The 22893-nt window shown below is 62.2% G+C and carries 26 protein-coding genes; 13 read left to right on the forward strand and 13 right to left on the reverse strand.

Annotated elements, in window-relative coordinates; all coding sequences use genetic code 11:
- From ASE04_RS13205 to ASE04_RS13220, 4 genes are all read right to left on the reverse strand, one after another.
- Positions 1-446 (reverse strand): arsenic resistance protein (locus ASE04_RS13205; protein ID WP_443216863.1); only part of this gene is annotated, 446 nt, incomplete at its 3' end.
- A 1-nt stretch (position 447) separates the two neighbouring features.
- Positions 448-915, reverse strand: coding sequence for an arsenate reductase ArsC (locus ASE04_RS13210; protein ID WP_056817920.1), 468 nt, complete (start codon positions 913-915; stop codon positions 448-450).
- Positions 916-929: 14 nt separating this feature from the next.
- Positions 930-1370, reverse strand: a complete 441-nt coding sequence (locus ASE04_RS13215; protein ID WP_056817922.1) for a GNAT family N-acetyltransferase — start codon at positions 1368-1370, stop codon at positions 930-932.
- The gene (locus tag ASE04_RS13220) at positions 1358-1720 is read right to left on the reverse strand and encodes an ArsR/SmtB family transcription factor (protein WP_056817924.1); all 363 of its coding nucleotides are present in this window, start codon (positions 1718-1720) and stop codon (positions 1358-1360) included. The genes ASE04_RS13215 and ASE04_RS13220 overlap by 13 nt, the downstream gene beginning before the upstream one ends.
- A 241-nt stretch (positions 1721-1961) precedes the next feature.
- On the opposite strand from ASE04_RS13220, the gene blh reads away from it, so the two are divergent.
- The 5 genes from blh to ASE04_RS13245 are packed head-to-tail and all read left to right on the forward strand — an operon-like array spanning position 1962 to position 5212.
- Positions 1962-3260: a bifunctional sulfur transferase/dioxygenase Blh gene (gene blh, locus ASE04_RS13225; RefSeq protein WP_056817997.1), complete on the forward strand. Its 1299-nt coding sequence runs from the start codon at positions 1962-1964 to the stop codon at positions 3258-3260.
- Positions 3251-3598 (forward strand): sulfite-sensing transcriptional repressor BigR, encoded by a 348-nt coding sequence (gene bigR, locus ASE04_RS13230; protein WP_156408777.1) that lies wholly within the window; start codon positions 3251-3253, stop codon positions 3596-3598. The genes blh and bigR overlap by 10 nt, the downstream gene beginning before the upstream one ends.
- Positions 3595-4005, forward strand: a complete 411-nt coding sequence (locus ASE04_RS13235; protein WP_056817928.1) for a YeeE/YedE family protein — start codon at positions 3595-3597, stop codon at positions 4003-4005. Before bigR ends, ASE04_RS13235 begins: the two co-directional genes overlap by 4 nt.
- Entirely contained in the window at positions 4002-4433 is a 432-nt protein-coding gene (locus tag ASE04_RS13240) for a YeeE/YedE family protein (protein WP_056817930.1), read from the forward strand. The genes ASE04_RS13235 and ASE04_RS13240 overlap by 4 nt, the downstream gene beginning before the upstream one ends.
- Complete coding sequence (locus ASE04_RS13245) at positions 4415-5212, forward strand: sulfite exporter TauE/SafE family protein (RefSeq protein ID WP_056817932.1); 798 nt, start codon at positions 4415-4417, stop codon at positions 5210-5212. Before ASE04_RS13240 ends, ASE04_RS13245 begins: the two co-directional genes overlap by 19 nt.
- A gap of 221 nt (positions 5213-5433) precedes the next feature.
- On the opposite strand, the gene ASE04_RS13250 is transcribed toward ASE04_RS13245, so the two are convergent.
- Complete coding sequence (locus tag ASE04_RS13250) at positions 5434-6267, reverse strand: universal stress protein (protein ID WP_056817934.1); 834 nt, start codon at positions 6265-6267, stop codon at positions 5434-5436.
- A gap of 67 nt (positions 6268-6334) precedes the next feature.
- A complete protein-coding gene (locus ASE04_RS13255) occupies positions 6335-9013 on the reverse strand; it encodes a cation-translocating P-type ATPase (RefSeq protein ID WP_056817935.1) in 2679 nt (892 codons plus the stop codon).
- A 225-nt stretch (positions 9014-9238) separates the two neighbouring features.
- Between ASE04_RS13255 and ASE04_RS13260 the strand changes: the two genes are divergently transcribed.
- Both ASE04_RS13260 and ASE04_RS13265 read left to right on the forward strand, forming a co-directional pair.
- Positions 9239-9562: a TraR/DksA family transcriptional regulator gene (locus tag ASE04_RS13260; protein ID WP_056817937.1), complete on the forward strand. Its 324-nt coding sequence runs from the start codon at positions 9239-9241 to the stop codon at positions 9560-9562.
- Between the two features lie 28 nt (positions 9563-9590).
- A complete protein-coding gene (locus ASE04_RS13265) occupies positions 9591-11453 on the forward strand; it encodes a heavy metal translocating P-type ATPase (protein WP_056817939.1) in 1863 nt (620 codons plus the stop codon).
- On the opposite strand, the gene ASE04_RS13270 is transcribed toward ASE04_RS13265, so the two are convergent.
- Positions 11450-12271: a universal stress protein gene (locus ASE04_RS13270; RefSeq protein WP_056817999.1), complete on the reverse strand. Its 822-nt coding sequence runs from the start codon at positions 12269-12271 to the stop codon at positions 11450-11452. The two genes, ASE04_RS13265 and ASE04_RS13270, sit on opposite strands and share 4 nt — an antisense overlap.
- Positions 12272-12398: 127 nt before the next feature.
- On the opposite strand from ASE04_RS13270, the gene ASE04_RS13275 reads away from it, so the two are divergent.
- Positions 12399-12857 carry a pyridoxamine 5'-phosphate oxidase family protein gene (locus tag ASE04_RS13275; RefSeq protein WP_056818001.1) on the forward strand — a complete coding sequence of 153 codons (459 nt, stop codon included), beginning with the start codon at positions 12399-12401 and terminating at the stop codon, positions 12855-12857.
- A 429-nt stretch (positions 12858-13286) separates the two neighbouring features.
- Here the strand turns inward: ASE04_RS13275 and ASE04_RS13285 are convergent, their stop codons facing one another.
- Entirely contained in the window at positions 13287-13697 is a 411-nt protein-coding gene (locus ASE04_RS13285; protein WP_056817941.1) for a universal stress protein, read from the reverse strand.
- Between the two features lies 1 nt (position 13698).
- A complete protein-coding gene (locus ASE04_RS13290; RefSeq protein ID WP_056817943.1) occupies positions 13699-13998 on the reverse strand; it encodes a hypothetical protein in 300 nt (99 codons plus the stop codon).
- A gap of 162 nt (positions 13999-14160) precedes the next feature.
- Here ASE04_RS13290 and ASE04_RS13295 point away from each other — a divergent pair, with 162 nt between their 5' ends.
- From ASE04_RS13295 to ASE04_RS13305, 3 genes are all read left to right on the forward strand, one after another.
- Positions 14161-15144 carry a zinc-dependent alcohol dehydrogenase family protein gene (locus ASE04_RS13295; protein WP_056817946.1) on the forward strand — a complete coding sequence of 328 codons (984 nt, stop codon included), beginning with the start codon at positions 14161-14163 and terminating at the stop codon, positions 15142-15144.
- A 108-nt stretch (positions 15145-15252) separates the two neighbouring features.
- Positions 15253-16608 carry a trypsin-like peptidase domain-containing protein gene (locus ASE04_RS13300; protein ID WP_056817948.1) on the forward strand — a complete coding sequence of 452 codons (1356 nt, stop codon included), beginning with the start codon at positions 15253-15255 and terminating at the stop codon, positions 16606-16608.
- A 125-nt stretch (positions 16609-16733) separates the two neighbouring features.
- A complete protein-coding gene (locus ASE04_RS13305; RefSeq protein ID WP_056817949.1) occupies positions 16734-17381 on the forward strand; it encodes a BON domain-containing protein in 648 nt (215 codons plus the stop codon).
- 114 nt (positions 17382-17495) lie between these two features.
- Here ASE04_RS13305 and ASE04_RS13310 read toward each other — a convergent pair whose 3' ends face one another.
- Entirely contained in the window at positions 17496-19400 is a 1905-nt protein-coding gene (locus ASE04_RS13310) for a hybrid sensor histidine kinase/response regulator (RefSeq protein WP_056817951.1), read from the reverse strand.
- On the reverse strand, positions 19378-20112 hold the full coding sequence (locus ASE04_RS13315; protein ID WP_056817952.1) for a helix-turn-helix domain-containing protein: 735 nt from the start codon (positions 20110-20112) through the stop codon (positions 19378-19380). Before ASE04_RS13315 ends, ASE04_RS13310 begins: the two co-directional genes overlap by 23 nt.
- Before the next feature lie 122 nt (positions 20113-20234).
- On the opposite strand from ASE04_RS13315, the gene ASE04_RS13320 reads away from it, so the two are divergent.
- Positions 20235-20978: a response regulator gene (locus ASE04_RS13320; protein WP_056817954.1), complete on the forward strand. Its 744-nt coding sequence runs from the start codon at positions 20235-20237 to the stop codon at positions 20976-20978.
- Here ASE04_RS13320 and ASE04_RS13325 read toward each other — a convergent pair.
- Positions 20941-21384 carry a hypothetical protein gene (locus ASE04_RS13325; protein WP_056817956.1) on the reverse strand — a complete coding sequence of 148 codons (444 nt, stop codon included), beginning with the start codon at positions 21382-21384 and terminating at the stop codon, positions 20941-20943. The two genes, ASE04_RS13320 and ASE04_RS13325, sit on opposite strands and share 38 nt — an antisense overlap.
- 206 nt (positions 21385-21590) lie before the next feature.
- Between ASE04_RS13325 and ASE04_RS13330 the strand changes: the two genes are divergently transcribed.
- The gene (locus ASE04_RS13330) at positions 21591-22100 is read left to right on the forward strand and encodes an Hsp20/alpha crystallin family protein (RefSeq protein ID WP_026188771.1); all 510 of its coding nucleotides are present in this window, start codon (positions 21591-21593) and stop codon (positions 22098-22100) included.
- A gap of 78 nt (positions 22101-22178) precedes the next feature.
- On the opposite strand, the gene ASE04_RS13335 is transcribed toward ASE04_RS13330, so the two are convergent.
- Positions 22179-22826, reverse strand: coding sequence for a BON domain-containing protein (locus ASE04_RS13335; RefSeq protein WP_056817958.1), 648 nt, complete (start codon positions 22824-22826; stop codon positions 22179-22181).
- Between the last annotated feature and the right edge of the window lie 67 nt (positions 22827-22893).

Genomic DNA, 22893 nt, shown 5'->3' on the forward strand with positions numbered 1-22893 from the left:
GCCACCTGGGACAGGGTGAAGTGCGGTTCGCCCTTCGTCAGGTTCGACCAGACGAAGACCATCGCCGTGCAGGGTGCTGCCGCGAGGATGATCAGGCCSGCGATATAGGAGTCGATCTGGTCGGCCGGGAGCAGGGGACGGAAAAGCCAGCCGACGAACAGCCAGCCGAGCAGCGCCATCGAGAACGGCTTGACCGCCCAGTTGATGAACAGGGTGACCCCGATCCCGCGCCAGTATTTCCCGACCTTCGAAAGCGAGCCGAAGTCGATCTTCAACAGCATCGGAATGACCATCAGCCAGATGAGCACGGCGACGGGGATGTTCACCTTGGCGACCTCGGCGTCGCCGATGACGTGAAAGACGCCTGGCATCATGTGGCCGAGGGCGATTCCGACGACGATGCAGAGAAAGACCCAAACGGTCAGGTATCGTTCGAACGTGGACATGTCATTCGGCCTTTGCGGATTTCAGGGAGGCGCCCTCCAGCCTGCCGATCTGGCGAAGCTTGTGTTCGAGCGCGAGACGGTCGATGGAGGCGATTGGCAGACTAAGGAACGCCGAGATGCGGTTCTTCGCCGGGTCTTCGACGCCCCAGTGCGCGGTCATCGGATGGCCGATCCAGACCGGGCAGGCCTCGCCTGCCGCACTGTCGCAGACGGTGAAAATGAAATCCATCTCGGGAGCGCCCGGTTCGGCAAAGATGTCCCAGCTCTTCGACGCGAACCCCGTCGAGGGATAGCCGAGGGCTTCCAGCTCCTTGAGTGCGTGTGGGTTCACTTCACCCTTCGGCTGGCTGCCGGCGGAGAATGCCTTGAAGCGTCCGCCACCATCCTTGTCGAGGATCGATTCGGCGAGGATGGAACGTGCGGAATTGCCCGTGCACAGGAAGAGCACGTTGTAGGTCTTGTCGGTCATGGTCATTTTCCGTGTTAGGTCGGTGGCCTGTTCAGTCTCATAATCGTCGCCGACGCCGGGCAGAGGCCCGATAGCTGGCGGGTCGAAAGGATCGCCTTCGGCGCCTGGTCACGGTCGACGACCATGAAGCCGAAGGGTTCGAAGAAGGTCGCCGCGCTCGTCGTGGCGAGGTAGACGTCGGCGGCGAGGGGCAACTTGGCGATCGTCAGCTCGACAAGACGGCGGCCGTAGCCCTGTGACCGGAACTCCGGAATGACGACGACAGAACGGAGAAGGACGGAGGAGCTCTCGCAGTTCTCGACGCCGGAGTAACCGACGACGCCGCCGTCGGAGTCGACCAGAGCGAAGTAGGTCCGGTCAGATCCCTCGAGATCATCGATCAAGAGTCCGGCGGACGTTAGGGCTGCCTTCAGCGCGTCGGAAACCGGAGCTGGCTCGAGTATCAGTTCACGCATGGTTGGCTGCTTTCAGGCGAGCAGCATGGCGTGAGATCGGCGATCAGAGGTGCGCAGAGCTCGGCGTTCCCGCCGCAGCAGTCCTTGAGCAGGAAGAGCGTTAGCTCGCGGAACCCTTCAAGGTCGGCGCGATAGATGATGGAGCGGCTCTGCCGTTCGCTCTTGACGATCCCCGCGCGCTGCAACGTCGCAAGATGCGCCGACATCGTGTTCTGGGGCACGTCGAGCATCCGGGCGAGCTCGCCTGCAGGAACGCCGGCCGGTTCCGCCTTTACGAGCTCACGGAAGGTTTCGAGGCGGGTGGTCTGGGCTAGTGCAGCGAGCGCCGCGATCGCAAGTTTTGATTCCATATATCCAGAATAACGGATATTTTAATGACGTCAAGCTCTTGATCGCGAGCCTCTCCTCCATCTGCCAGCGCAGGCGCCGGTTGGATCTCTGGGTGCTGACACGGTTTGCTGTCGTGGCCATGATGCGTCCTCCTCTTCGCGGCAACCACAGGGCAAGCACAAAGTTCCGCGCCGGGCCTTGATGAAAACGTCGATATATATTATATTAGAATATATAATGAAATTTCACCCGGAGCCGGTCATGCCCATTACAACGATATCCGAGAAGCTTTCCGTCTCGCCGCAGCCGAGTATTGAGGACATCCAGTCGCTCCGCGACAAAGGATTCAAGACCCTCATCAACAATCGACCGGACGACGAGGATCCCTCACAGCCGGGCACGCAAGCGGAAAGCCAGGAAGCGATGCACCGCGGCCTGTCCTATGCGTTCATCCCAGTCACGGCCGACACGATCACCGAGGCGGACATACGTGCGTTTCAACGAGCGGTCGACGAATCCGAAGGACCCACGTTCGCCCACTGCAAGACCGGTACTCGCTCGCTGAACCTCTACCTCATCGGAGAGGTTCTCGACGGCCGCATTTCTGCCGACGAGGTCGTCGAATTCGGACGCAGCCGCGGCTTCGACACCAGCGCCGCCGCGGCCTGGCTCACGCGACATGCTGCCCGCAGGCCGCAGGTGAAGGGCTTCTTCGACAAGCGCACCTGGAGCGTCCAGTACGTGGTGTCCGATCCCGCGACCCGCAAGTGCGCCATCATTGACCCGGTGCTCGACTTCGATGAGAGGGGCGGAGCTACGGCGACCATCAACGCGGACGCGATCCTCGACTACATCCGCGACAACGCGCTGACGGTCGAGTGGATTCTCGACACCCACCCCCATGCCGACCACTTCTCCGCCGCCCATTATCTGCAAGAGAAGACCGGCGCACAAACGGCGATCGGCGAGCGCGTCGTGGACGTCCAGAAGCTGTGGAAGGGCATCTACAACTGGCCTGAGCTTGCCACCGACGGCTCGCAATGGGACCGGCTGTTTGCCCATGGCGAGACGTTCAAGGTCGGCTCGATCGATGCCAAGGTGCTGTTCTCTCCGGGACATACGCTCGCCTCCGTCACCTTTTTGATCGGCGACGCTGCCTTCGTGCACGACACGCTCTTCATGCCCGACAGCGGTACGGCACGTGCCGACTTCCCAGGCGGTGACGCCCGCGTCCTGTGGAAGTCGATCCAGGACATCCTCGCGCTCCCGGATGAGACGCGGATCTTTACCGGCCACGACTACCAGCCGGACGGTCGGGCACCTCGCTGGGAAAGCACGGTGGCCGATCAGAAGAAGTTCAACCCGCATCTTGCTGGCGTGACGGAAGAAGAATTCGTGGCGCTCAGGACGAAACGCGACAAGACGCTGCCGCTGCCGAAGCTCATCCTGCATGCCCTGCAGGTGAACATCCGCGGCGGGCGCCTGCCGGAGCCGGAAGCCAACGGCCAGCGCTACCTCAAATTTCCGCTCGATGCACTACAGGGAGCAGCATGGGAATGACCACCGATCTAAAGGCGATGGGGAGGGCGGGGCTTTCCCCCGCCGAGATGGCCAGCAGGGCCGGAGAGGTAGCGAACATCCTGAAGACGCTGTCCCATCCGGCGCGCCTGATGATCGTCTGTACCCTGGTGGAAGGCGAGTATTCGGTCGGCGAGCTTGAAGAGAAGCTCGACCTCCACCAGCCGCATCTGTCGCAGCACCTGACCGTGCTGCGTGGCTCCGGGATTGTTGAAACCCGGCGGGAGGGGAAACAGATCTTTTACCGCCTGACGGAAGAGAAGGCCGCGCAACTGGTCGCCGCCCTCTATGACATTTTCTGTGTAAAGGATGACAAGTGAACGCGTATCTCCCCTCATTTGTCGGGGGCATGCTGATCGGCGTGTCGGCCGTCCTGCTTCTGCTCCTCAACGGCCGGATTGCCGGGATCAGCGGGATCGTCGGGCGTCTTGTTCAAGGGGTCGGTTTGACGACCAATCTCGCCTTTGCGCTCGGGCTGTTGCTCGGGCCGCTCGCCTATCTGCTCATGTTCGGCGGCTGGCCGGTCGTGCAGATCACCACCGGCTGGCCGCTGCTCATCGTCGCGGGGCTGCTCGTCGGCTTCGGCTCGCGCATGGGATCGGGCTGCACCAGCGGCCACGGCGTGCTTGGGCTTGCCCGCCTGTCGCCGCGGTCGATGGTGGCGGTCGCCACGTTCCTGACGGCTGGCGCGGTCGCCGTCGCATTTCTGCGAGGTGTGGGGTCATGAACCGGAACATCTACCAATTCGTGGCGGCGCTCGCTTCGGGCGTTGTCTTCGGCTTAGGACTGTCCTTGTCCGGCATGCTGAACCCTGTCCGCGTCCAAGGCTTCCTCGACGTCTTCGGCGCCTGGGATCCGAGCCTTGCCTTCGTTCTCGGCGGCGCCGTCGTCGTCGCCTTTTTCGGCGTGCAGGTGATGAAGCGGATGCGGCATCCAGCCTTTGACGACAGCTTCCACGTGCCGACGAGCCACCGGATCGATGCTCCGCTGATCGTTGGTTCGGCCTTGTTCGGCCTGGGCTGGGGAATCGGCGGCTTCTGTCCCGGTCCGGCCGTCGCATCCCTATCGGTCGGCCTCCCCCAGACGTTCCTGTTCGTCATCGCCATGCTGGTCGGGATGACCTTGTTTGACAGAGTATGGAGCAGACGGACGTGAACACCTCCATTTTGGCGGCCGTTGGCTCCGGCGGGATCGTCGGCTTCATGCTCGGCTTGCTCGGCGGCGGCGGGTCCATCCTGGCGACGCCGCTACTCCTCTACGTGGTCGGCGTGACCCAGCCGCACATCGCGATCGGAACGGGTGCACTCGCGGTCTCGGTGAATGCCTTCGCGAACTTCGCAAGCCACGCGATCAAGGGGCACGTCTGGTGGCGCTGCGCGGCCGTCTTCTCCGCGCTCGGCGTCGTCGGCGCCCTCGGCGGCTCCAGTCTCGGCAAGGCGATGGACGGAGATCGCCTGATTTTCCTGTTCGGCATTCTCATGCTCGTCGTCGGCGTCCTGATGTTGAAGCCCAGGAAGCCAGTATCGGCAGAATGTCGGCCCATCGATCTTAAGATGTGCCTTGCCACCGCCGCCGTGGCACTCGCCGCCGGCGCTGCATCGGGTTTCTTCGGGATCGGCGGGGGCTTCCTGATCGTTCCCGGCCTCATGCTGGCGACGGGCATGCCGATGATCAACGCGATCGGGACATCTCTCCTCTCCGTCGCTGCCTTCGGACTGGCAACGGCCCTGAGCTATGCCAGTTCAGGCTTGGTGGATTGGTGGCTTGCCTCCGAGTTTATTGGCGGTGGCATTGTCGGCGGCGTACTCGGCATGCTGCTCGCCACCCGGCTCAGCGCCTACAAGAACATCCTCAACCGCCTGTTCGCAGCGCTCATCTTCGTGGTTGCTGCATACATTTTGTATCGGAACTGGGGGACGGTGGTGCCGGGCTAAGGCGCCAAGCGAAGGGCTCGACAGCCGGCGAGCCGCGACTTTCGGCCAGAAGTGACCCTTGCGTATGAAGAGCGAGCGATCCTTGCAACACCAACACGTTGACCATCTTGTAGAGACCAGCGGCGGCGTCGCTGATGGAGATGGTCGTACCCATCGTGTCTGAAAGCGACATGCCGCCACTCCGACACGGCAGCGCATGAGCGCGGCCGTGTCCTTCCCCCTCAATGCGCCATGAATATTGGCATGCTGCTTTGCTCGATCATGTTGCGCGTCACGCCTCCGAAGAGCGTCTGCTGCCACCGAGGGTGGTTGTACGCTCCCATGACGATCAGATCGGCGTTCACGTCCATCGCATGCTGCCTCAGGACCTCGTCGGCCGTGTTTCCGCCGCTGGCCACGCGATCCACCTGAACCTTGACTCCGTGACGGGACAGAAAGCTCGCGATGTCGGCGCCTGGTTCTTCTCCATTCACCCGCTCTCGCGAGACTGGATCGACCATCGTCACGTAGACGCAGTCCGCCGTCTTCAACAGGTCAAGGGCCTGCCTTGCGGCACGCGACGCCTCGTCGCTCGAATCCCATGCCAGTACGATCGATTTTGAAGTTGAAGAGAGTGGCCGGCGTCCGCGATTGATGATGACCGGCGTCGGCGTCTGGAACAGAGCGCCATCCATGACCCGTTTCTGGAGTTCCTCGTCCTTGCAGGCTTGGCGGCCGACGAGTACGACGTCGGCGTATAGCGCCCGTTCTGCAACGTCCTCCCGCGCAAAAGCATATTCCGTGTAGACGTCCTGCACGTCGTAGGACAGTCCGGTGCTCGAGAGATACGCCTTGATGTCTTCGGCTTTCTTGACGAGTTCTTCGATTTCGCGCTGGCGTTCTTCCAGCCAGACGGTCGACAGGGAGTTGTATTCTCCCATCATCGGCGACGCACCCATGCAGATCACGACCGCGCTGAGATGCGCTCCGGAGGCTTCGCAAAACTCCACGGCGGCCTTCAGATCTTCGTCGAAATATTTGGAAGTCAGGATGCTCATTACCGTGCGAATGGACATTTCGATCACCTCTCTTGTTGAATATCGAGAGGATAACGGCACTTGCGGCGACATTCTTTGATCTTCGTCAAGCATGGGATGAACGATCGCGGCGTCGCCGGGAGACGAACTTGTCGACCTCGGTCACGAGAACGAGGGAGCTAGCGATCAGCATGCTGAGGCCCCATTCAAGAGGCGTGATCGGCGACAGCCCGAGCGTTCCGCTAAGCCACGGCGCGTACATCGCCGAGATGTGGATCGTCTGGGCGGCGAGCACGCTGAGGAGCAGGAACCGGTTCCGAAGGATATCGACGGAGAATATCGATCGTCTTTCGGAGGAGCATGCCAGGGTCTGGACGTTCTCGAACATCACGAAGATGAGAAGCGTTGTGTTGCGGGCTTCGGGAACGCCATATCCATTCGCAATCATCCACTGGAACGCCAGGAACGCTGCTCCGCCGATCACGACCGTCGATTGGACGACGCGCCGGATCATCGTCCGGTCGAGGACAGGCTCGAGCGGAGAACGTGGCGGCCCCGCCAGTTCGTCTCCTTCCGGCCTGCCGCCGGCAAGCGCGACGTCCTGGATGCCGTTTGTCACGAGATTGAGCCACAAGAGCTGAACAGGGAGGAGCGGCATGGGCAGGCCGAACGGCAGCGCGAGCATGAAGAGCAGGACCTCGGCGGCGCCCGTTGCGACCGACATCAGCACCACCTTGCGGATGTTGCGATAGGCCGCCCGGCCTTCTGCGATCCCCGCGACGATGGATGCGAAGTTGTCGTCCGTGACGACGAGATCGGCGCTTTCCTTCGCCACCTCGGTTCCCCTGAGCCCCATTGCGACGCCGACATGCGCCTTCTTCAACGCCGGACCGTCGTTTACACCGTCTCCGGTTACGGCGACGATATGGCCATTGCGGATCAGGGATGCGACGATCGCCGATTTCTGCGTCGGCTGCACGCGGGCGTAGATGCGGGCCTCTCTCGTAATCTCGTCCAGCCGTTGGTCGCCCGCTCGCGCGGCTTCATCGATGTCGTGGCCCGAAACGACCTGCCCAGCGTGAAAGCTCAGGCCGGCATCTCGGGCGATCGCGGTAGCGGTCCGCGGGTCGTCGCCGGTCACCATCACGACCTCCACGCCCGCCGCGTGGCAGTCTTTCATAGCGCTCGGCACTTCAGGCCGGACCGGGTCCTGCAGTCCGGCCAGCCCCAAGAACACGAGATCGACAAGGTGACCGTGTCCGAGGCTTCCGGCGAGGGACGCGCCGATTTCCCCTTCGGCGAACGCGAGCACCCTGAGGCCTCGAGCGGCCATTTCTTCTTTCTGCGCCAAAAGCGACGCACGGTCGATTTCGACTACGTTTCCCGCGGCGTCCATGCGATCAGACATTTCTATGAGCACCTCCGACGCTCCCTTGACGAAGACATGAATCCGATCACGGCCGTGGTGGAAGGATGCAGCGTATTTGTGCTCGGGCTCGTAGGCGATCCTTGCCGCCAGCGGGTATCGGTCGTTCAACTCTTCCTGTCCCAGCCCGGCCTTCCGTCCTGCTGCAAGAAGCGCCACGTCGACCGTGTCTCCGGCGGCGACCCAGAGATCGTCGCGGCGAGCCAGGGTTCCTTCGTTTGCGAGCAGTGCAGCGCGTAGCAGCCTGCGCGCCCTCTCGCGGACAAGGTCGCTGTCCAGGCCGCTCGCCCTGATCTCGCACTTGTCGAGATCTGCATGGGCGTCCAGGGCGATGTCCGTGCCGTCCGGCAGGCGAATTTCGGTCACCGTCTGCACGTTGCTGGTCAAGGTACCCGTCTTATCCGTGGCGATTATCGTGGTCGAACCGAGGGCCTCAACAGCCGGCATGCTTCGGACGATGACGTTGCGGGCGGCCATCCGCCGCATGCTGACGGCAAGCGCGACAGAGATCGCGATCGGGAGTCCTTCGGGAACAGCGCTTACCGCCAGACCTACAGACATCATGATCAGATCGTGCAGAGGGAGGCCCCGCATCAAGCCCGCGACGACCAGCACCAACGCTGCCAATCCGACGAAAACCGCGAGCGCGTTCGTGAACTTGGCCAGACGGGCGACGAGCGGGGGGTGCGACGAACTGGCTCTTCCCAACTCGGCGGCGATGCCGCCAAGCATGGTCGCGGTACCCGTAGCGGTCACGACGCCCTGGGCTCGTCCGCGCGTCACCAAGGAACCCGCGAGCAGCAGCATGGAACTGGGGTTTTCATCCGACGATCCTTCGACCGTTCGCCCTTTGGGGACCGGCATCGACTCTCCGGTCAGAAGCGACTCGTCGCATCGGAGATCACTTGCATCGACAAGCATCAGATCGGCAGGGATTCGGTCGCCGGATTCCAGAAGAACGAGATCGCCCACGACCAGCCGCTTGGCCTCGATCCTGCAAGCCACGCCGTCCCGTATGACCCTGGCCGACGGCTGCTCAAGCTTGCGAAGGGCGGCGGCCGCTCGATCCGCAGAATACTCCTGGTAGGTGCCTATGGAGGCATTGATCAGAAGCACGACGAGAATGAACAGGCCGTCTTCGATCCTGCCGGTCGCAAACGAGAGCGCCGATGCCAGCAAGAGGATGTAGATGATCGGATTGCGAAATTGGATGAGAAAGACCCGCAGCGGCGATGGGGGCTCAGGCTCGGGCAGCGTGTTGGGTCCAAGCTCGGCGAGGCGTTCCTCGGCCTCGATGCTTGTCAGTCCGATCACCGCAGGCGTCGTGGGGGCGGGTGTCTGCGCCGTCAGATTCATCATGGGCTCCGGGCTTGTCGCGACGATTTCATTGAAGGCTCCGCCGACAGCCTATGTGCTCCCGCGCACGAGGCATTGACCGGGATCAAGGAGCTTCGATCGAACTGAGATATGCTGGAGCCGATTTATGGACCGCGGCTTTATGCGGCCACGCGCTGCGCTTGGATTGGTTCCCGACGACGCCGCGTGTGGACCCGCATTGATCAGGCAAGATTGGAAGGCACTAAAATGAATAAAAGCTCAGTACAGGCCGTGTTGCAGACGATGAAGGATGACCTTGTCCGTCGTCTCGGAGCGATCGATGCGGACCTCTGCGTCGCGCTCGAGAAGGACAGCGAGGAGCGCGCGACCCAGGTTGAAAACGATGAGGTTCTTCGCGAGATGCAAGCCGAGGGGCGCGACCAGATCGGGGCCATCGACGCGGCGATCGACCGGCTGAACGACGGCACATACGGGCAATGCGTCAAATGCCACCGCTCCATCGGCAAGGAGCGGCTCGCGGCGGTCCCCTATACACCGTTCTGCATCGATTGCGCAAAATCGTTCCGCTGAGGCTTCTGGATTGATGGGAGGGTGAGAGGTGGCTACAGCGGCGGCTTGGTGGGCTGGTAGGTGGACGTGGCCTGAGGGCGGGCTGTCGCGACTGAGGGAAGGAGGCTCCCGGTCGGGCCTTCTGGTGCTGTCGTCGCTGCTTGCGCTTGCGGCCGCATTCGCCTTCTATCTCGCGGGTCACGGCCCTGGATATCGGTTAATCCTGGCGGGCTGTACCAGCCTGAGTCTGCTGTCTCTTTGCGTGGAAATCGCCAAGAAGCTGCAGAAAGAGGAATACGGTCTGGACCTGATCGCGGCCCTGGCCATGGGGTCCTCTTTATGGTTTAGCGAATATCTCGCCGGCGCGATCGTCGGTCTCATGTATTCCGGCGGTCAGTTTCTGGAGGCATACGCACATCGTCGCGCCGACGAGGGCATGTCGGCTTTGCTGGCGCAAGTTCCGCGGACGGCCCTGCGGCTTGCCGGAAACGGTTTCGAAGAAATTCCGATCGAGACGGTCGCGGTCGGCGACGTGCTCCTGATACGCAAGGGCGACGTCGTACCCGCCGACGGGGCGCTCGTCGGCCAAGTCGCGACGATCAACCAGGCGGTGCTGACCGGAGAGCCTTTCCCGGTGCGCATCGTCATGGGTGGCAACATTTCGAGCGGCGCCACGAACGAGGGGGACGCGGTCGAAATCCGCGTTCTAAGTCGCGCCGAGGACAGCACCTATGCCGGAATAGTGAGGCTCGTGGAAGCATCGAGACGTACCAAGGCGAAACTGATGCGCCTGGCCGACCGGTTCTCGGTCTGGTTCCTGGTCGCCACGATCGCGGTCGCAGGAGTCTCTGCATTCATGTCCGGAGACATGTCACGGATCGTGGCCGTGCTTGTCGTCGCCACGCCCTGTCCGTTGATCCTGGCGGTACCCGTCGCACTTGCGGCCGGCACTTCAAAAGCCGCCAAGGAGGGCGTTCTGGTGAAGGGCGCGGGACCTCTCGAGGCCCTCGCACAAGCCACAGTAGCGGTGTTCGACAAGACGGGGACGCTCACCGCGGGACAGCCGGAAGTCGGTGTAATAGAGGGCCCGGAGCATCCGGACAGGATCCTGCGGCTGGCCGCCTCGCTGGACCAGGCGTCGGGCCATGTGGTCGGACGCGCGCTGGTGGACGAGGCGCATAGACGTGGGTTGGTATTGAGCCGCCCATCGGAGGTGACCGAGACCGCGGGATCCGGCATTTCCGGAATCGTCGATGGCGTGCGTGTCGGCGTCGGAGGAGACACGTATTTCGGAGAGGCTCCGCCGTCCGGGCCGAACGGTTCAAGCAGCGTGATGCGTGTGAAGGTGATGGTTGACGGCACACCGGCTGGCACGATCACACTCGAAGACCGGCTTCGCGACGACGCTGTCCAACTCGTCACCCAGCTCAGAGCGTCAGGGATCTCTCGAATAGTCCTGGCTTCCGGGGACGAGCTGCCTATCGCCACAGCCATAGCTCGCTCTCTGGGCTTGGACGACGTCACGGCGAGGCTCGATCCCGCGGACAAAGTCGCAGTCATCGAGAAGGAGCGCGTTCACGGGAGAGTTCTGATGGTCGGCGACGGAGTAAACGACGCGCCAGCGCTGGCGGCAGCCGACGTCGGAATCGCGGTGGGCGTCGCAAACCTTGCGGCGGCTGCGGAGGCTGCGGATATCGTGCTCGTCCGGGACGACCTCACGCAGATAGCGAAGGCGATCGGCATCGCGCGTCGTTCACGCAAAATCGCGCTTCAGAGCATCTATGCGGGTATAGGTCTCTCGCTCATCGCGATGGGGTTTGCGGGAGCGGGATACCTCCCGCCGGTTGGCGGTGCGTTGCTTCAGGAGGCCATCGACGTGGCGGTCATCCTCAACGCCCTTCGCGCCCTCTAATGGGCGAGAAGCACTGGTAGCTCGGCCTTGACGAGCAGTTCCCGAGTGACGCCGCCGAGGATGAATTCCCGAAGCCGGGAATGGCCAAATCCGCCCGCGACCATGAGGTCCGCTTTTCGTTCCAACGCGGCCGATTGGATGGCAGCGGTCGCGGTCTCTCCACCTGCCTGAATCGATACGTCTTCCACTTCGAATCCCGAGTGTTTCAAAGAAGAGATCAGTAGCGCGCGGTTGGCGTCGTCGATCTCCTTGTCGTCGGTGATCGAGATGACCTGCACCTTGGTCGCGCGCTCGATGAAGATGCGGGCACAGGATAGGGCACGCGCCGCGGTGACACTGCCGTCCCAGGCGACGGCGATCGTATCTACACGAGCGCAGACGCTCGTCGCGGGAAATAGGACGAGTGGGCGGCCGCTCCCGAACAGCAGCGTCTCGGAAAGCTGGCGGGAAAGCTCTGAGGCCTCGACGATGGACAGGTCATGGCACCTGGCAATTTCGGAAAAGCGTTCATAGACGAACGGTTCCCTGACCTCGAATCCGTGGATTCGCACCTCGAAGCCAGTTTCCGAAACAGCGTCGGCGACGTGTGTCCGCAGCGAAGTCCCGCTGTCCCGGCTATACCCCTCTGCTTGTTCCCGCCATGTGTCGATATCGATAAAAGTGGGAAAGGGCTGATGGACTTGGGGGATCCGGACTAGCGGGATGCTGGCGACGAGATCGGCGTCGTTCTGCCGAGCGAGGTCGATAGCATTGTCGACTAAGGTGAAGGAACTCGGGTCGGGATAGGTCGATAACGGGAGATGGAACTGCGGCTTCATGCTGGCCTCCTGAGGTTCAACGCCGTCATGATGCATGCCGCGGAGAGAGTTCGCATTGCGCTTTGTCAAGGCCGCGGCGCAACAAAGCTCCTATGATGTGCCTTCATTAAAGCTGGAGGACACGGCCATGACGATCAAGCTGACGGAGATCAACCCCGGCGAGTGCTACCGGATCCTTGAGAATGAGCGCTTCGGTCATCTCGCCTGTTGCAAGGATGGGCAGCCTTACGTGGCGGCGATCTATTTCGCCTTTTCCAGCGGCGTTGCCTATAGCTTCACCATGCCCGGCAAGAAGCTCGACTGGATGCGGGGAAACGACAAGGTCTGCCTTCACGTCGAGCACCGTTCGAGCGCCGGCGGGTGGACGAGCGTCGTCGTCGAAGGCAGGTTCGAGGAGTTTCCGGACAGCGATGCGCGAGGAAGCGAAAGGCTCCATGCGTGGTCGCTTCTCCAAAAGTATTCGGACTGGTGGGAGATCGGCTCCATGAAGCCCCACGAGGTCCCAATGCTCGATGGTTCTCCTCACGTCTTCTACGGCATTGCCGTCACGGCCGTGTCGGGACGGAGCGCAGTCAGAACGGAGTGAACGCCGAAACTCGAGCCGAGACCACATCCCACAAAAGGAGCACCACATGCCATATGCCCCCAGCATGCATCGCAGCGCCTCGCTCAACGCCAACCTCGCGCCGCCCATTGTTCGCACGGGGTTCCTGATTCAAGACGAGATCTGCGCCGCGTCGGTGAAGGTCACCACGGATTTGACGGCGTCCGCCACGCGACGGGGGCTCCGATACTTCGATTTCCTGGCTCGACTTGTCTGTAGTATCGACAACAGTGATGCGGTCAGGTCCTTTCGGACTACGTTGAGAGCGAGCTAGAAGCGTATCCCAGCGAGGTGGCGCGGCTGTGCGAGGCCGGGTCACGAACGTTGGTGCACACCGCCGAACTGTATCGTGACGTCGCAGCCAGTCAGGTCAGGGAGGTTGAAGCGAAGACGGTTGTTTGAGCGCGCCGCTCAGCGGGTCGTTCGCAAGACGAGTACGGAGCATGGTGCGCGCTGCACGACATGGTCCACAACTGAACCGAAGACCCGGTCGAGCACGTCGTCCCGATGAGAGGCGATCAAGACAAGATCGGCGGCGATATCCTTGGCGATGGCGACGATGACCTGAGCGGGGTTGCCCGCGCGGACGTGTATTGAAGCAGGAATGTTGATCGACCGCAAAGCTTCAGAAAGTCTGGTGTCGGCGGCGGCCATCACCTCGATCGCCCAATCGTCCGGCGAGGCCGACGAGGGTAGGCCCTCCACCGCGTGAACGAGGTGGAGGCTTCCGTTGGGCGCGAGCTGCGCGGACGCCGTTTCGATAAGCTGTAGCATGCGTTGCCGCGATCCTCGGCCGATGGCGCAGACGACTGTGTCAAACATGTCAGTATATGTCCTTTCCCGACAGGCTGACGAACTCTGTCGTTAGTCCATCGTCATGCGCTTCCTTGAGAAGCCGATCGGCGCTCATGATGTCGAGACACATGGTGCCGGTGAAGGATTGCCGGAGCGCGCAGCAGAAATGGTCTCTCGCCCACGTCTGGCCTCGCGGCGTGGCTGCCGTCACCTCCCAGCGATCCTCGTCCCGACGTTCGAGAACAAGGTCTGCGGAAGTCCGCTCGACTGGAGGAACGGTCGTGGCTATCTCGGTTGCGGCCTTGCGGGTCTCTTCTTGTCCGCGCATGTCCGTCTCCTTTGGATGAGGTCGTGGCGCTGTGCCAGGAGCCTATCTGCTCCAACGCGTTCGGTCTTTGACGAGCATCAATCCGGATGCTTGGCCGGGATCAAGCCAAGGTCGGGACATGGTGATACGATTGAAGCGTGGGACAAGCCGGTGGAGGGAAGCGTGTTGGCGATGGTACTCGAACAGGTAGGGCGAACGCTCCGTCTCGTGGAACGGCCGGACCCGCTACCGTCGCCCAGCCACGTCGTCGTCAAGGTGGAGGCCTGTGGCGTCTGCCGGACAGACCTTCACGTCTGCGACGGAGACCTCTCCCAGCCAAAGCTTCCCCTTGTTCCGGGGCATGAGATTGTGGGAACCGTGATCGCAACGGGCGAGGGCGTTCCTCGTCGTCTTATCGGTCGAAAAGTCGGGATCCCCTGGCTGGGACATACCTGCGGCCACTGCGCATATTGCCGAGAGGGTCGCGAGAATCTTTGCGACGCCCCCGGCTTCACCGGCTACTCGATCGACGGCGGCTTCGCGACGCATGCGGTCGTCGAGGCGCGCTACGCGTTCGAACTGCCTGACGATACGGACCCGGTGGCGACCGCGCCTCTTCTCTGCGCTGGCCTCATCGGGTGGCGATCCTTGAAGATGGCGGGCGAGGGGAGGACGATCGGCATCTTCGGGTTCGGCGCGGCCGCCCACATCCTCGTGCAGGTGTGCAAGCATCGGGGCCAGAGCGTCTATGCGTTCGTGCGTCCTGGAGACGAGGCTGGGCGGAAGTTCGCGCTTGATCTTGGCGCCGTCTGGGCCGGGTTCTCCGGTGAGAGGCCGCCGGTGCCGCTCGACGCCGCGATCATCTTCGCGCCGGCCGGCGAGCTCGTGCCGATGGCGCTCGACGTAGTGCGGAAGGGCGGAACGGTGGTCTGCGGCGGCATCCACATGTCAGACATCCCGAGCATGCCCTACCGTCTGCTCTGGGGCGAGCGGCGGGTCGTCTCGGTGGCGAACCTGACGCGGAGCGACGGGGCGGAATTCTTCTCGATCGCGAAGGCGGCCAAGGTCAGATGCGTCACCATCGTCTACGCGCTTGAACATGCAAACGAGGCTCTCGACGACCTGCGGGCAGGCCGCATCAACGGCGCAGCCATCATCGTGCCATAGCCGCCATCCTCGTTGACGAGGATCAATGCGGATCGATCGGGCAAAACGGAAGCTTCTTCGTCAAGACGTCCGTCAACAACCGGCGGCGCTTCCGCGAGGAGATCAGAGATGTCGCGTTCGTTGCTAGCCCTGCGGGCGCTCCTTATCGCAGGTGGGGGCCTGTTGTCGGCTCCAGCCGTTGCGGATAGCCTGTCCCTTGCGCCGATGCTCCAGCGTGTCGTGCCCAGCGTCGTCAGCATCTCGGTGCAGGGCAAGGAACTCGACGACGCGGATGCGACGCTCGCCGATCCCTTCTACAGAAAGTTTTTCGGACTACCTGACGACGCCGCGCCGACAGAACACGGCTTCCAATCGGCCGGCTCAGGTGTCGTCATCGACGAGGTCCACGGCTACATCGTCACCAACCAGCATGTCATAGCAAGCGCCTCGAAAATCGAGGTGGTGCTCTCCGACGGTCGACGCTTCAAGGCGAACCTCGTCGGTGCAGATCCAGAGACGGACGTTGCCGTCGTTCAAATTCCACCCGATCATCTCGTACCGGCCGAATTCGGAAGCGCCTCTTCGCTTCATGTCGGCGACGTCGTCGTGGCGATCGGGAATCCTTTTGGCCTGGGCCAGACCGCGACGATGGGCATCGTCAGCGCGCTTGGGCGCCGCGCCGTGGGATCGGAGGGCTACGAAGGGTTCATTCAGACAGACGCTTCGACCAATCCCGGCAACTCGGGCGGGCCACTTGTGAACGAGGACGGCGTCGTCGTCGGGATAAACAGCGCAATCATCGGACCGGCCGGAGGAAGCATCGGCATTGGTTTTGCGGTGCCCGCCGAAACGGTCGCTATCGTGATGCGGCAGCTCATCCTGACCGGCAAGCTGGTACGCGGCGAGGTTGGGCTGGTTACGCAGGACCTGACGCCCAATCTCGCAAAAGCGTTCGGCGTCGATGAGGGGCCGGGCGCACTTGTCAGCGAAGTCCTCCCCGGTTCGCCGGCGGCGAATGCAGGAATTCAGCCGGGCGATGTAGTCAGGATGGTCGACGGAAGGACGGTGCGCGGCGCGTCCGACGTCCGCAGGCTTGTGGGATCGCTGCCCTTGCAGTCCAAGCCGTCCTTTCAGATCGACCGCGCCAGCGAAAGGATAGAGGCATTTCCCGTGGTGTCCGTCGCACCGGCCGCCGTACCGGCCGCTCCTCGAACCATCCATATCTCCCGTGGCCCTCTCGCCGACGTCGAAATGGCGAACTTCCCCGACGGTCCCGGCGCGCGCGTCGTCGTCGTTGGCGAGGGTTCGGTCGCGGCACAGGCCGGCCTGCAGCCCGACGATGTTATCGTAGCTGTCGACCAGCAGCCTGTAACGGACATCAGCCAACTGCTCGCAAATCTCCTTAAGGAGCATTCGCGCGCGCTGGTAACTGTCGTGAGAAACGGCCACCGCCTCTTCATTGCCGCCGACCTGCAAACCCAGTAGCGGCTAGGAAGCAGACGTAAAGTCTGCCGAAATCAAAGGTCGCTCTCTTCTGTTTGATGAAGATCAACGACGAAATTCTGCTGCGCTGGCACGATTAGAGTGTCGCTAACCTGAAGGAGGTTGTTATGAACGACTTACATCTCAGACAGACAATTCTCGACGAACTCGAATTTGAACCAAGCATTGATGCTGCTGACATTGGCGTCGCCGCAGACAACGGGATCGTCACGTTGACCGGACATGTGCGCACATACGCGGAGAAGGAGGCTGCCGAACGCGTGGTCCGGCGCGTCAAGGGCGTTCGAGGCATTGCTGCCGAGATCGAGGTGCGAATTTTCGGACCCAAGGAGACTGACGACGACGATATTGCACGCCGGGCTGTGAAGATGCTCGATTGGAATGTCTCGGTGCCGAAGGATTCCGTGCAGGTTCGCGTTCTCAAGGGGTGGGTGACGTTGCGCGGCGAAGTCGAATGGCAATATCAGAAAAACGCGGCCTGTGACGCGGTGCGCGATCTAGCCGGCGTGGTCGGGGTTTCCAATCTTGTCGAGCTTACACCGCGCATCACCGCCACCGATGTGAAAAAGCGGATCGAGGACGCCTTTCAACGCGATGCGGCTCTGGAAGCCGGTGCGATCAAGATCGACGTTAAAGACAGGAAAGTTACCCTTTCCGGCAAGGTCAAGACTTGGTCGGAGCGGCAGGCTGCCGAGCGCGCGGCTTGGTCCGCACCGGGCATCGCCATTCTCGACGACCGGCTTACAGTTGGCTGATAGCGTAGCAGTGGGGAAAGTTGGCAATGCTACCTTTCCCCAAGTGCGGATCGTTGCGGCCATCAAGGAAGTGTTTCTTATGCTTCCTAGCGCCCCCGGAGCACCAGTCAGGTATCATCCGTGGTTATCGAGTAGAAGCCTAAGTCGCAGGGACATTTCCGACGCCGTGTACGGCTTCTTTAGCCAGCCGGCGCCGGCTTCGATCTCCTTCTCCGCAGCATGTGGCTCCGAAAAGCCCGACGTCAGGAGAATTTTCACCGTCGGCCAGCGCTCGCGTACCCTCCTGGCCAGTTCGTCGCCGTTCATGCCCGGCATGGCGACATCGGTAAACAGGAGCGCTACATCGTGACCCGCCTCCAGTTCCTTCAACGCGTCGATCCCGTTCGTGGCTTCGATGACGGAGTAGCCGAGCGTCTGCAGACGGCTGACCGTCACTCTGCGAACTCTCGCGTCGTCTTCTACGACCAGGATGGTTTCGGTGCCGTGAGAGGGGGTGTCCTTGGCTTGCTGCTCCTCCGGACGGGAATCCATTCCACCAACGGCGCGAGGAAGGAAGAGGCGCACCGTCGTCCCCTCGCCAGGTTCGCTGTAGAGCTGCAGGTGTCCTGCGGATTGCTTTGCAAAGCCATAGACCATGCTCAGTCCGAGGCCCGTTCCCGAGCCCGTCGGTTTCGTGGTGAAGAACGGTTCGAAAGCCCTCTCCCTCACCTCGGCTGTCATTCCGGTGCCGGTGTCGGTGACCGAAATGAGGACGTATCTGCCGGGGCGGATCGCCGGGTACATCCCAACGTAGTCGGCGTCGATCTCGACGCCGGATATCTCGATCGTCAGACGGCCCCCGGCAGGCATCGCGTCCCTGGCGTTGATCGACAGGTTGAGAAGCGCGCTCTGGAGCTGCGCTTTGTCTGCCATTGCGCTCAGCCGCCGTCCAGGAATGATCGTCCGGAGCTCGACGGAGTCGCCGAGCGTTCGCTGGACGAGGTCTGAAAACTCTCCAAGCAGGGCGCCGACGTCCAGCACCTTCGGTGCGAGAGCTTGCCGCCTTCCGAACGCCAGAAGCTGGGAGGTCAGTCTGGCGCCGTCGTCGGCCGCTGACTGCGCCTCCCGCAACAGGGACAACTGCCCCGGTTCGGCAAGACGGGCCTCCAGCATTTCGAGATTGCCGCTGATGACGGCGAGCAGATTGTTGAAGTCGTGGGCGAGTCCTCCCGTCAACTGTCCGACCGCCTCCATCTTCTGCGACTGCCGCAGCTCGGCCTCGATGCGGTGGCGGCTCGTCAGATCCCTGACGAAGCCCGTGAAGGTCCGCTTGCCGCCGGCAACCGCCTCGCCGACCGAGAGCTCCATTGGAAAGGTGGTCCCGTTCTTCCGTAGGCCGACGACCACGCGCCCGTAACCGATGATCCGGCGGCGTCCGGTCCGGATGTATGAATCCAGATATCCGTCGTGAGCCTCCCTGTCCGGAGACGGCATCAACATCGAGACGTTCTGCCCGATGGCCTCGTGCGCCGAGTACCCGAACAGCTTTTCCGCCGCGGTGCTGAACGAGGCGATGCAACCCTTGTCGTCTATCACGATCATTGCATCGGGGACCGTGGCTAGGATGGACTGGAGGTGTGCCTGCCGCTCCCGCAGCTCGTCCTCGACCTCCTGCATGAAGGTCACGTCGTTGTTCGACTGGACGATGAGCGTGTGCGGGTTGCCAAGATCCAGAGCCGTCCAACGTGTCACGATCGCCAGCCGGCCCCCGTCCTTTCGCCGGTGCGACACCTGTCCCGTCCAGAAGCCGTTGGCACGAACTTCCGCCCGAAGCTCGTCGACGCCGGCCGGCAACTGCGTTTCCAAGAGATCGTGGACGACCTTGCCGACCGCCTCCGCCGCCGACCATCCGTAGAGCTGCTCGCAGCCCGAGGTCCAGCGCTGGATCACGCCGTCGAAGCCGTGGACGATCAGGTTGGCCGCGTCGAACATGCGCACGATCCGGTCCAGGTCCGTCTCACTGGTAGCGTGTTCCAGCATCGCGTGCTCCTGCGTCTTCGTCCTCGAACACGTCGTCCGGGTCTTCGTCGGCGGTGCGGGCCAGTGCCAACCGGCTCGCAACCTTGAACTGATGCTTGTCCGCAGGCAATAGTATGCCTTTGGCGACCAGCTTGGTAAGGGTCCTCGACACCGTCTCGATCGTCATGCCGAGATGGTCGGCGATATCGGCGCGGACCATCGGCAGACTGATCGTCCGGCCGTCCCGTCCCTCGCTCCGTTCCAGCCGATGCAGCAGGAAGGTGCAGACGCGTTGCTCGGCGTTCTTGTGCGACAGCAGGAGCATGTGGTCCTGCGCTGCGGAGATTTCGTCGCGAAGTTGCGACAGGAGCTGAAGCCGGAAATCAGGCACGAGTTGCAGTTCCTCTTCCAGCGTCCGCTTGTTCATCCGGGTGAAGGCCACCTCATCGATAGCCTCGCCTGCAAACATGTAGCGGTTGCGAAATGATAGTCCGACCAGGTCGCCTGCACCAAGAAAACCAATGATGAGGCGGCGGCCGTCGGGAAGGAACCGGCATATGCGGACATTCCCGCGCACGATGCGAAACACGTGCCGGGCGGCGTCACCCTCAAAGAAGATCGTGGTTCCCGACTGGGCAGTCTCGACGGTCTGGCGCATGAACAGCGGGGCGAAGTCGATCATTCCCTGCGACAGTGGCCCTTCGAGTGAATGGATGTTTGATACCGCTTGCATGTCGTGGCTCCATCTGCCGTTGCGTGGCCTGGATGTGACCGAACGCTGATGACACCGGAATGCGAGAAGCGTAAGACTTGGTGCGATTGTGTAACAATCCGTAACAAGCGAAGAATGCTGGAATGACGAGCGGAATTGTCAGACGGACCCGCATACTTGTCGTGGACGACGATGTCCGGATCCAAAGAATGCTCGCGCAATATCTCGGCGAGGAGGGATTCGACGTCGACGTGGCAGGCAGCAGCTCGCAGATGCGCGCCAGAATGGCCGGGGCGAAATTCGACGCCGTTCTGCTTGACCTCGTCATGCCGGGAGACTGCGACGGGCTCCAGCTCGCAAGGGAAATCCGTTCAGGGTCGGACGTTCCCATTATTATGCTGTCCGGCCGCGACGATGTCATGGACCGCGTCGTCGGTCTGGAGGTCGGCGCGGACGACTACATTGGCAAGCCATTCCATCTCCGGGAGGTGCTCGCCCGCGTGAGGACGGTCCTGCGGAGACGCACAGTTTCCAACGAAGCCGCACCCCCGGAAGCAGGCGTGCTCTTTTTCGCTGGATGGCGGCTTGACGTGGAACGGAGAGCGGTGACGAACCCGGCCGGGGACGAAGTGGCGATGTCTACGGGGGAGTTCGACATGCTGCATGTATTCGCCACCCATGCAGGGCGTGTCATGACGCGTGACATGCTGATGGACTTGACGCACAAGCGCGGCCGCGACGGCTTCGACCGCACCATCGACGCACTGATCGTCAGGCTGCGGCGCAAGATAGAGACGGATGCGGCCAATCCTTGCCTGATCAAGTCTGTTCGTGGCGTCGGATATCTCTTCACAGCAAGGCCGGAGACGGCTTCCGGTCGATCCTGAACATCAGGCCATGATCCCACCGACGAAATCGGTCTTCGCGTTCCATCTCTGAGAAATCACCTGGAAACTGCGCCCAGAACCGCATGTAGTCGCATCCCGCCGATCGCCTTCGAAGCGAGGTGAACAGGAGGTCCGTGATGGTCATGTCGTCAATGACGCTCGCCACCGCGAAGATCGGAACGTCCATCAATCGTCCGGCGATCGGATGCGCGCCGATCCGGTAGGCGGCCAGCCCACGCACATAGCCTGCCGGATCCTTTAACGAGACGAGCGTCCACCGATCGGCGTTCGCCACCACTTGCGCCCAATCGTCGGCAGAAAAGCACGGAGCCGCCACCTGAATCAGGCTGTAGGCGATCAGCGCATCGTCCAAGTGGAGCAGGCGGACGCAATATCCCGATGTCATGGCGGCTTTCCTCCTCGATTGAGAGGAAATGTTCGCATGGTCCGACAGTTGGGGCCTTGTCCCAGGTCAATCCTCAGTCCGAGGAAACTCGAATGACAAAAACCAGGGTGATTTGACGGTGATCAAAGACTGAGGATGCAATGGACTGTTCTATCTGCGCATCGCCGCCTGCGAACGACGGCATTCTTGAGAGAAGGAGAATGACAATGGCAGATTCTGCAACGAAACTTTCCGTAAAGACAGAAGCAAGGCCGGCGGCGCCAGTCGACCGCTGGTGGCCCCTCGACAGCCTGCGGTCCGAGATCGACCGCGTGTTCAGCGACTTCGGGAGCCCGTCGATCTTCGACCGGGCCTTCAGCAGGATGCCGGCTGCGTTCTCGCGCGGCATGCTCGCCGTTGATCTCGTTGAATCCGACAAAGCCTTCGAGCTGTCGGCCGAGCTTCCAGGCGTGGACGCCAAGGATCTTGACGTCACGCTCGCCGACGGGGTTCTCACCATCAAGGGCGAGAAGAACGAGGCCAAGGAGGAAAAGGAAAACGACTATTACCTTTCCGAACGGCGCTACGGATCATTCCACCGAAGCTTGGAATTGCCGCGCGGCGTCGACAGCGAGAAGATCGAGGCGAAGTTCTCCAACGGCGTTCTCAAGGTAACGCTGCCTAAGACGCCCGAGCGGCAGAAGAACGACAAGAAGATCACGGTCAAGGCGGCCTGACGGTCACCCCTCCGCTACGCCGAGGGGGTGGCGTACGGTGGGCGCGGAGAGAGGGAGGGGGCGACCCCTCCCTCTTTTTCAGTTGATGCGGATGTGGTTCTCGACGGTGGCAACGCCTGGAACAGACCAGGCCGTCCGTTCGGCGACGCCGCGCTCGTGCCAGGCGCGCACGCCGCCTTCGAGAACGACCTTGTCGTCCTGAACCTTCACCGAAATGCCGCCGGCGTTGACTTCGGCACTCCGTTTCAGCGCGTCCTCGATCCGACGGCGGACGTCCGGCACCGTTGGGCACGGCCGTATCGTCAGCAGATTGAGGACGCCGACCACGCCGCCGAGCTTCCTGACGGCATGCTCGGCGGCAGCTTTCTGGAACTGCCAGCGCACTTCGCCCGACAACGTCACCCAGCCGTCCTCGACCTTTACATGAACCGGTCCCTCCGGGAGCGCCGTGGTCCAAGCGATGATGTCGATCGCCCGCGACGCGATCTGGTCGTCTGCATGCTGCTTATGACCTACGCACCGCACATCGATCTCCACAGCCACCGCCCGGACGCCCTTCACCCTCGCGGCAACGTCTTCCGCTGTCAGCTTTTCTGCATAGGTCGACACATGACCGGAGAGGGTAGCAATGCCATCTTCCACCGAAACGCCGATATGGGCGGCGTCGATGCTGGGTTCGAACGCCAGCTCGTCGAGTATGTCCTGTTGGATTCCTAGGTCCGTCATTTCTACCTCCTGTTGGGTTCCGAAGCCCGTTGGCCTCGGGGGGTATGATGCGCCGTCCAAAATTTCT

The sequence above is a fragment of the Rhizobium sp. Root708 genome (assembly GCF_001429725.1).
Taxonomy (GTDB): Bacteria; Pseudomonadota; Alphaproteobacteria; order Rhizobiales; family Rhizobiaceae; genus Rhizobium.

Coding starts and splice junctions, on each gene's coding strand:
- ASE04_RS13210 (WP_056817920.1), bottom strand. CDS start 915: ATGACCGACAAGACCTACAACGTGCTCTTCCTGTGCACGGGCAATTCC.
- ASE04_RS13215 (WP_056817922.1), bottom strand. CDS start 1,370: ATGCGTGAACTGATACTCGAGCCAGCTCCGGTTTCCGACGCGCTGAAG.
- ASE04_RS13220 (WP_056817924.1), bottom strand. CDS start 1,720: ATGGAATCAAAACTTGCGATCGCGGCGCTCGCTGCACTAGCCCAGACC.
- blh (WP_056817997.1), top strand. CDS start 1,962: ATGCCCATTACAACGATATCCGAGAAGCTTTCCGTCTCGCCGCAGCCG.
- bigR (WP_156408777.1), top strand. CDS start 3,251: ATGGGAATGACCACCGATCTAAAGGCGATGGGGAGGGCGGGGCTTTCC.
- ASE04_RS13240 (WP_056817930.1), top strand. CDS start 4,002: ATGAACCGGAACATCTACCAATTCGTGGCGGCGCTCGCTTCGGGCGTT.
- ASE04_RS13245 (WP_056817932.1), top strand. CDS start 4,415: ATGGAGCAGACGGACGTGAACACCTCCATTTTGGCGGCCGTTGGCTCC.
- ASE04_RS13250 (WP_056817934.1), bottom strand. CDS start 6,267: ATGTCCATTCGCACGGTAATGAGCATCCTGACTTCCAAATATTTCGAC.
- ASE04_RS13255 (WP_056817935.1), bottom strand. CDS start 9,013: ATGATGAATCTGACGGCGCAGACACCCGCCCCCACGACGCCTGCGGTG.
- ASE04_RS13260 (WP_056817937.1), top strand. CDS start 9,239: ATGAATAAAAGCTCAGTACAGGCCGTGTTGCAGACGATGAAGGATGAC.
- ASE04_RS13270 (WP_056817999.1), bottom strand. CDS start 12,271: ATGAAGCCGCAGTTCCATCTCCCGTTATCGACCTATCCCGACCCGAGT.
- ASE04_RS13275 (WP_056818001.1), top strand. CDS start 12,399: ATGACGATCAAGCTGACGGAGATCAACCCCGGCGAGTGCTACCGGATC.
- ASE04_RS13285 (WP_056817941.1), bottom strand. CDS start 13,697: ATGTTTGACACAGTCGTCTGCGCCATCGGCCGAGGATCGCGGCAACGC.
- ASE04_RS13290 (WP_056817943.1), bottom strand. CDS start 13,998: ATGCGCGGACAAGAAGAGACCCGCAAGGCCGCAACCGAGATAGCCACG.
- ASE04_RS13300 (WP_056817948.1), top strand. CDS start 15,253: ATGTCGCGTTCGTTGCTAGCCCTGCGGGCGCTCCTTATCGCAGGTGGG.
- ASE04_RS13305 (WP_056817949.1), top strand. CDS start 16,734: ATGAACGACTTACATCTCAGACAGACAATTCTCGACGAACTCGAATTT.
- ASE04_RS13310 (WP_056817951.1), bottom strand. CDS start 19,400: ATGCTGGAACACGCTACCAGTGAGACGGACCTGGACCGGATCGTGCGC.
- ASE04_RS13315 (WP_056817952.1), bottom strand. CDS start 20,112: ATGCAAGCGGTATCAAACATCCATTCACTCGAAGGGCCACTGTCGCAG.
- ASE04_RS13320 (WP_056817954.1), top strand. CDS start 20,235: ATGACGAGCGGAATTGTCAGACGGACCCGCATACTTGTCGTGGACGAC.
- ASE04_RS13325 (WP_056817956.1), bottom strand. CDS start 21,384: ATGACATCGGGATATTGCGTCCGCCTGCTCCACTTGGACGATGCGCTG.
- ASE04_RS13330 (WP_026188771.1), top strand. CDS start 21,591: ATGGCAGATTCTGCAACGAAACTTTCCGTAAAGACAGAAGCAAGGCCG.
- ASE04_RS13335 (WP_056817958.1), bottom strand. CDS start 22,826: ATGACGGACCTAGGAATCCAACAGGACATACTCGACGAGCTGGCGTTC.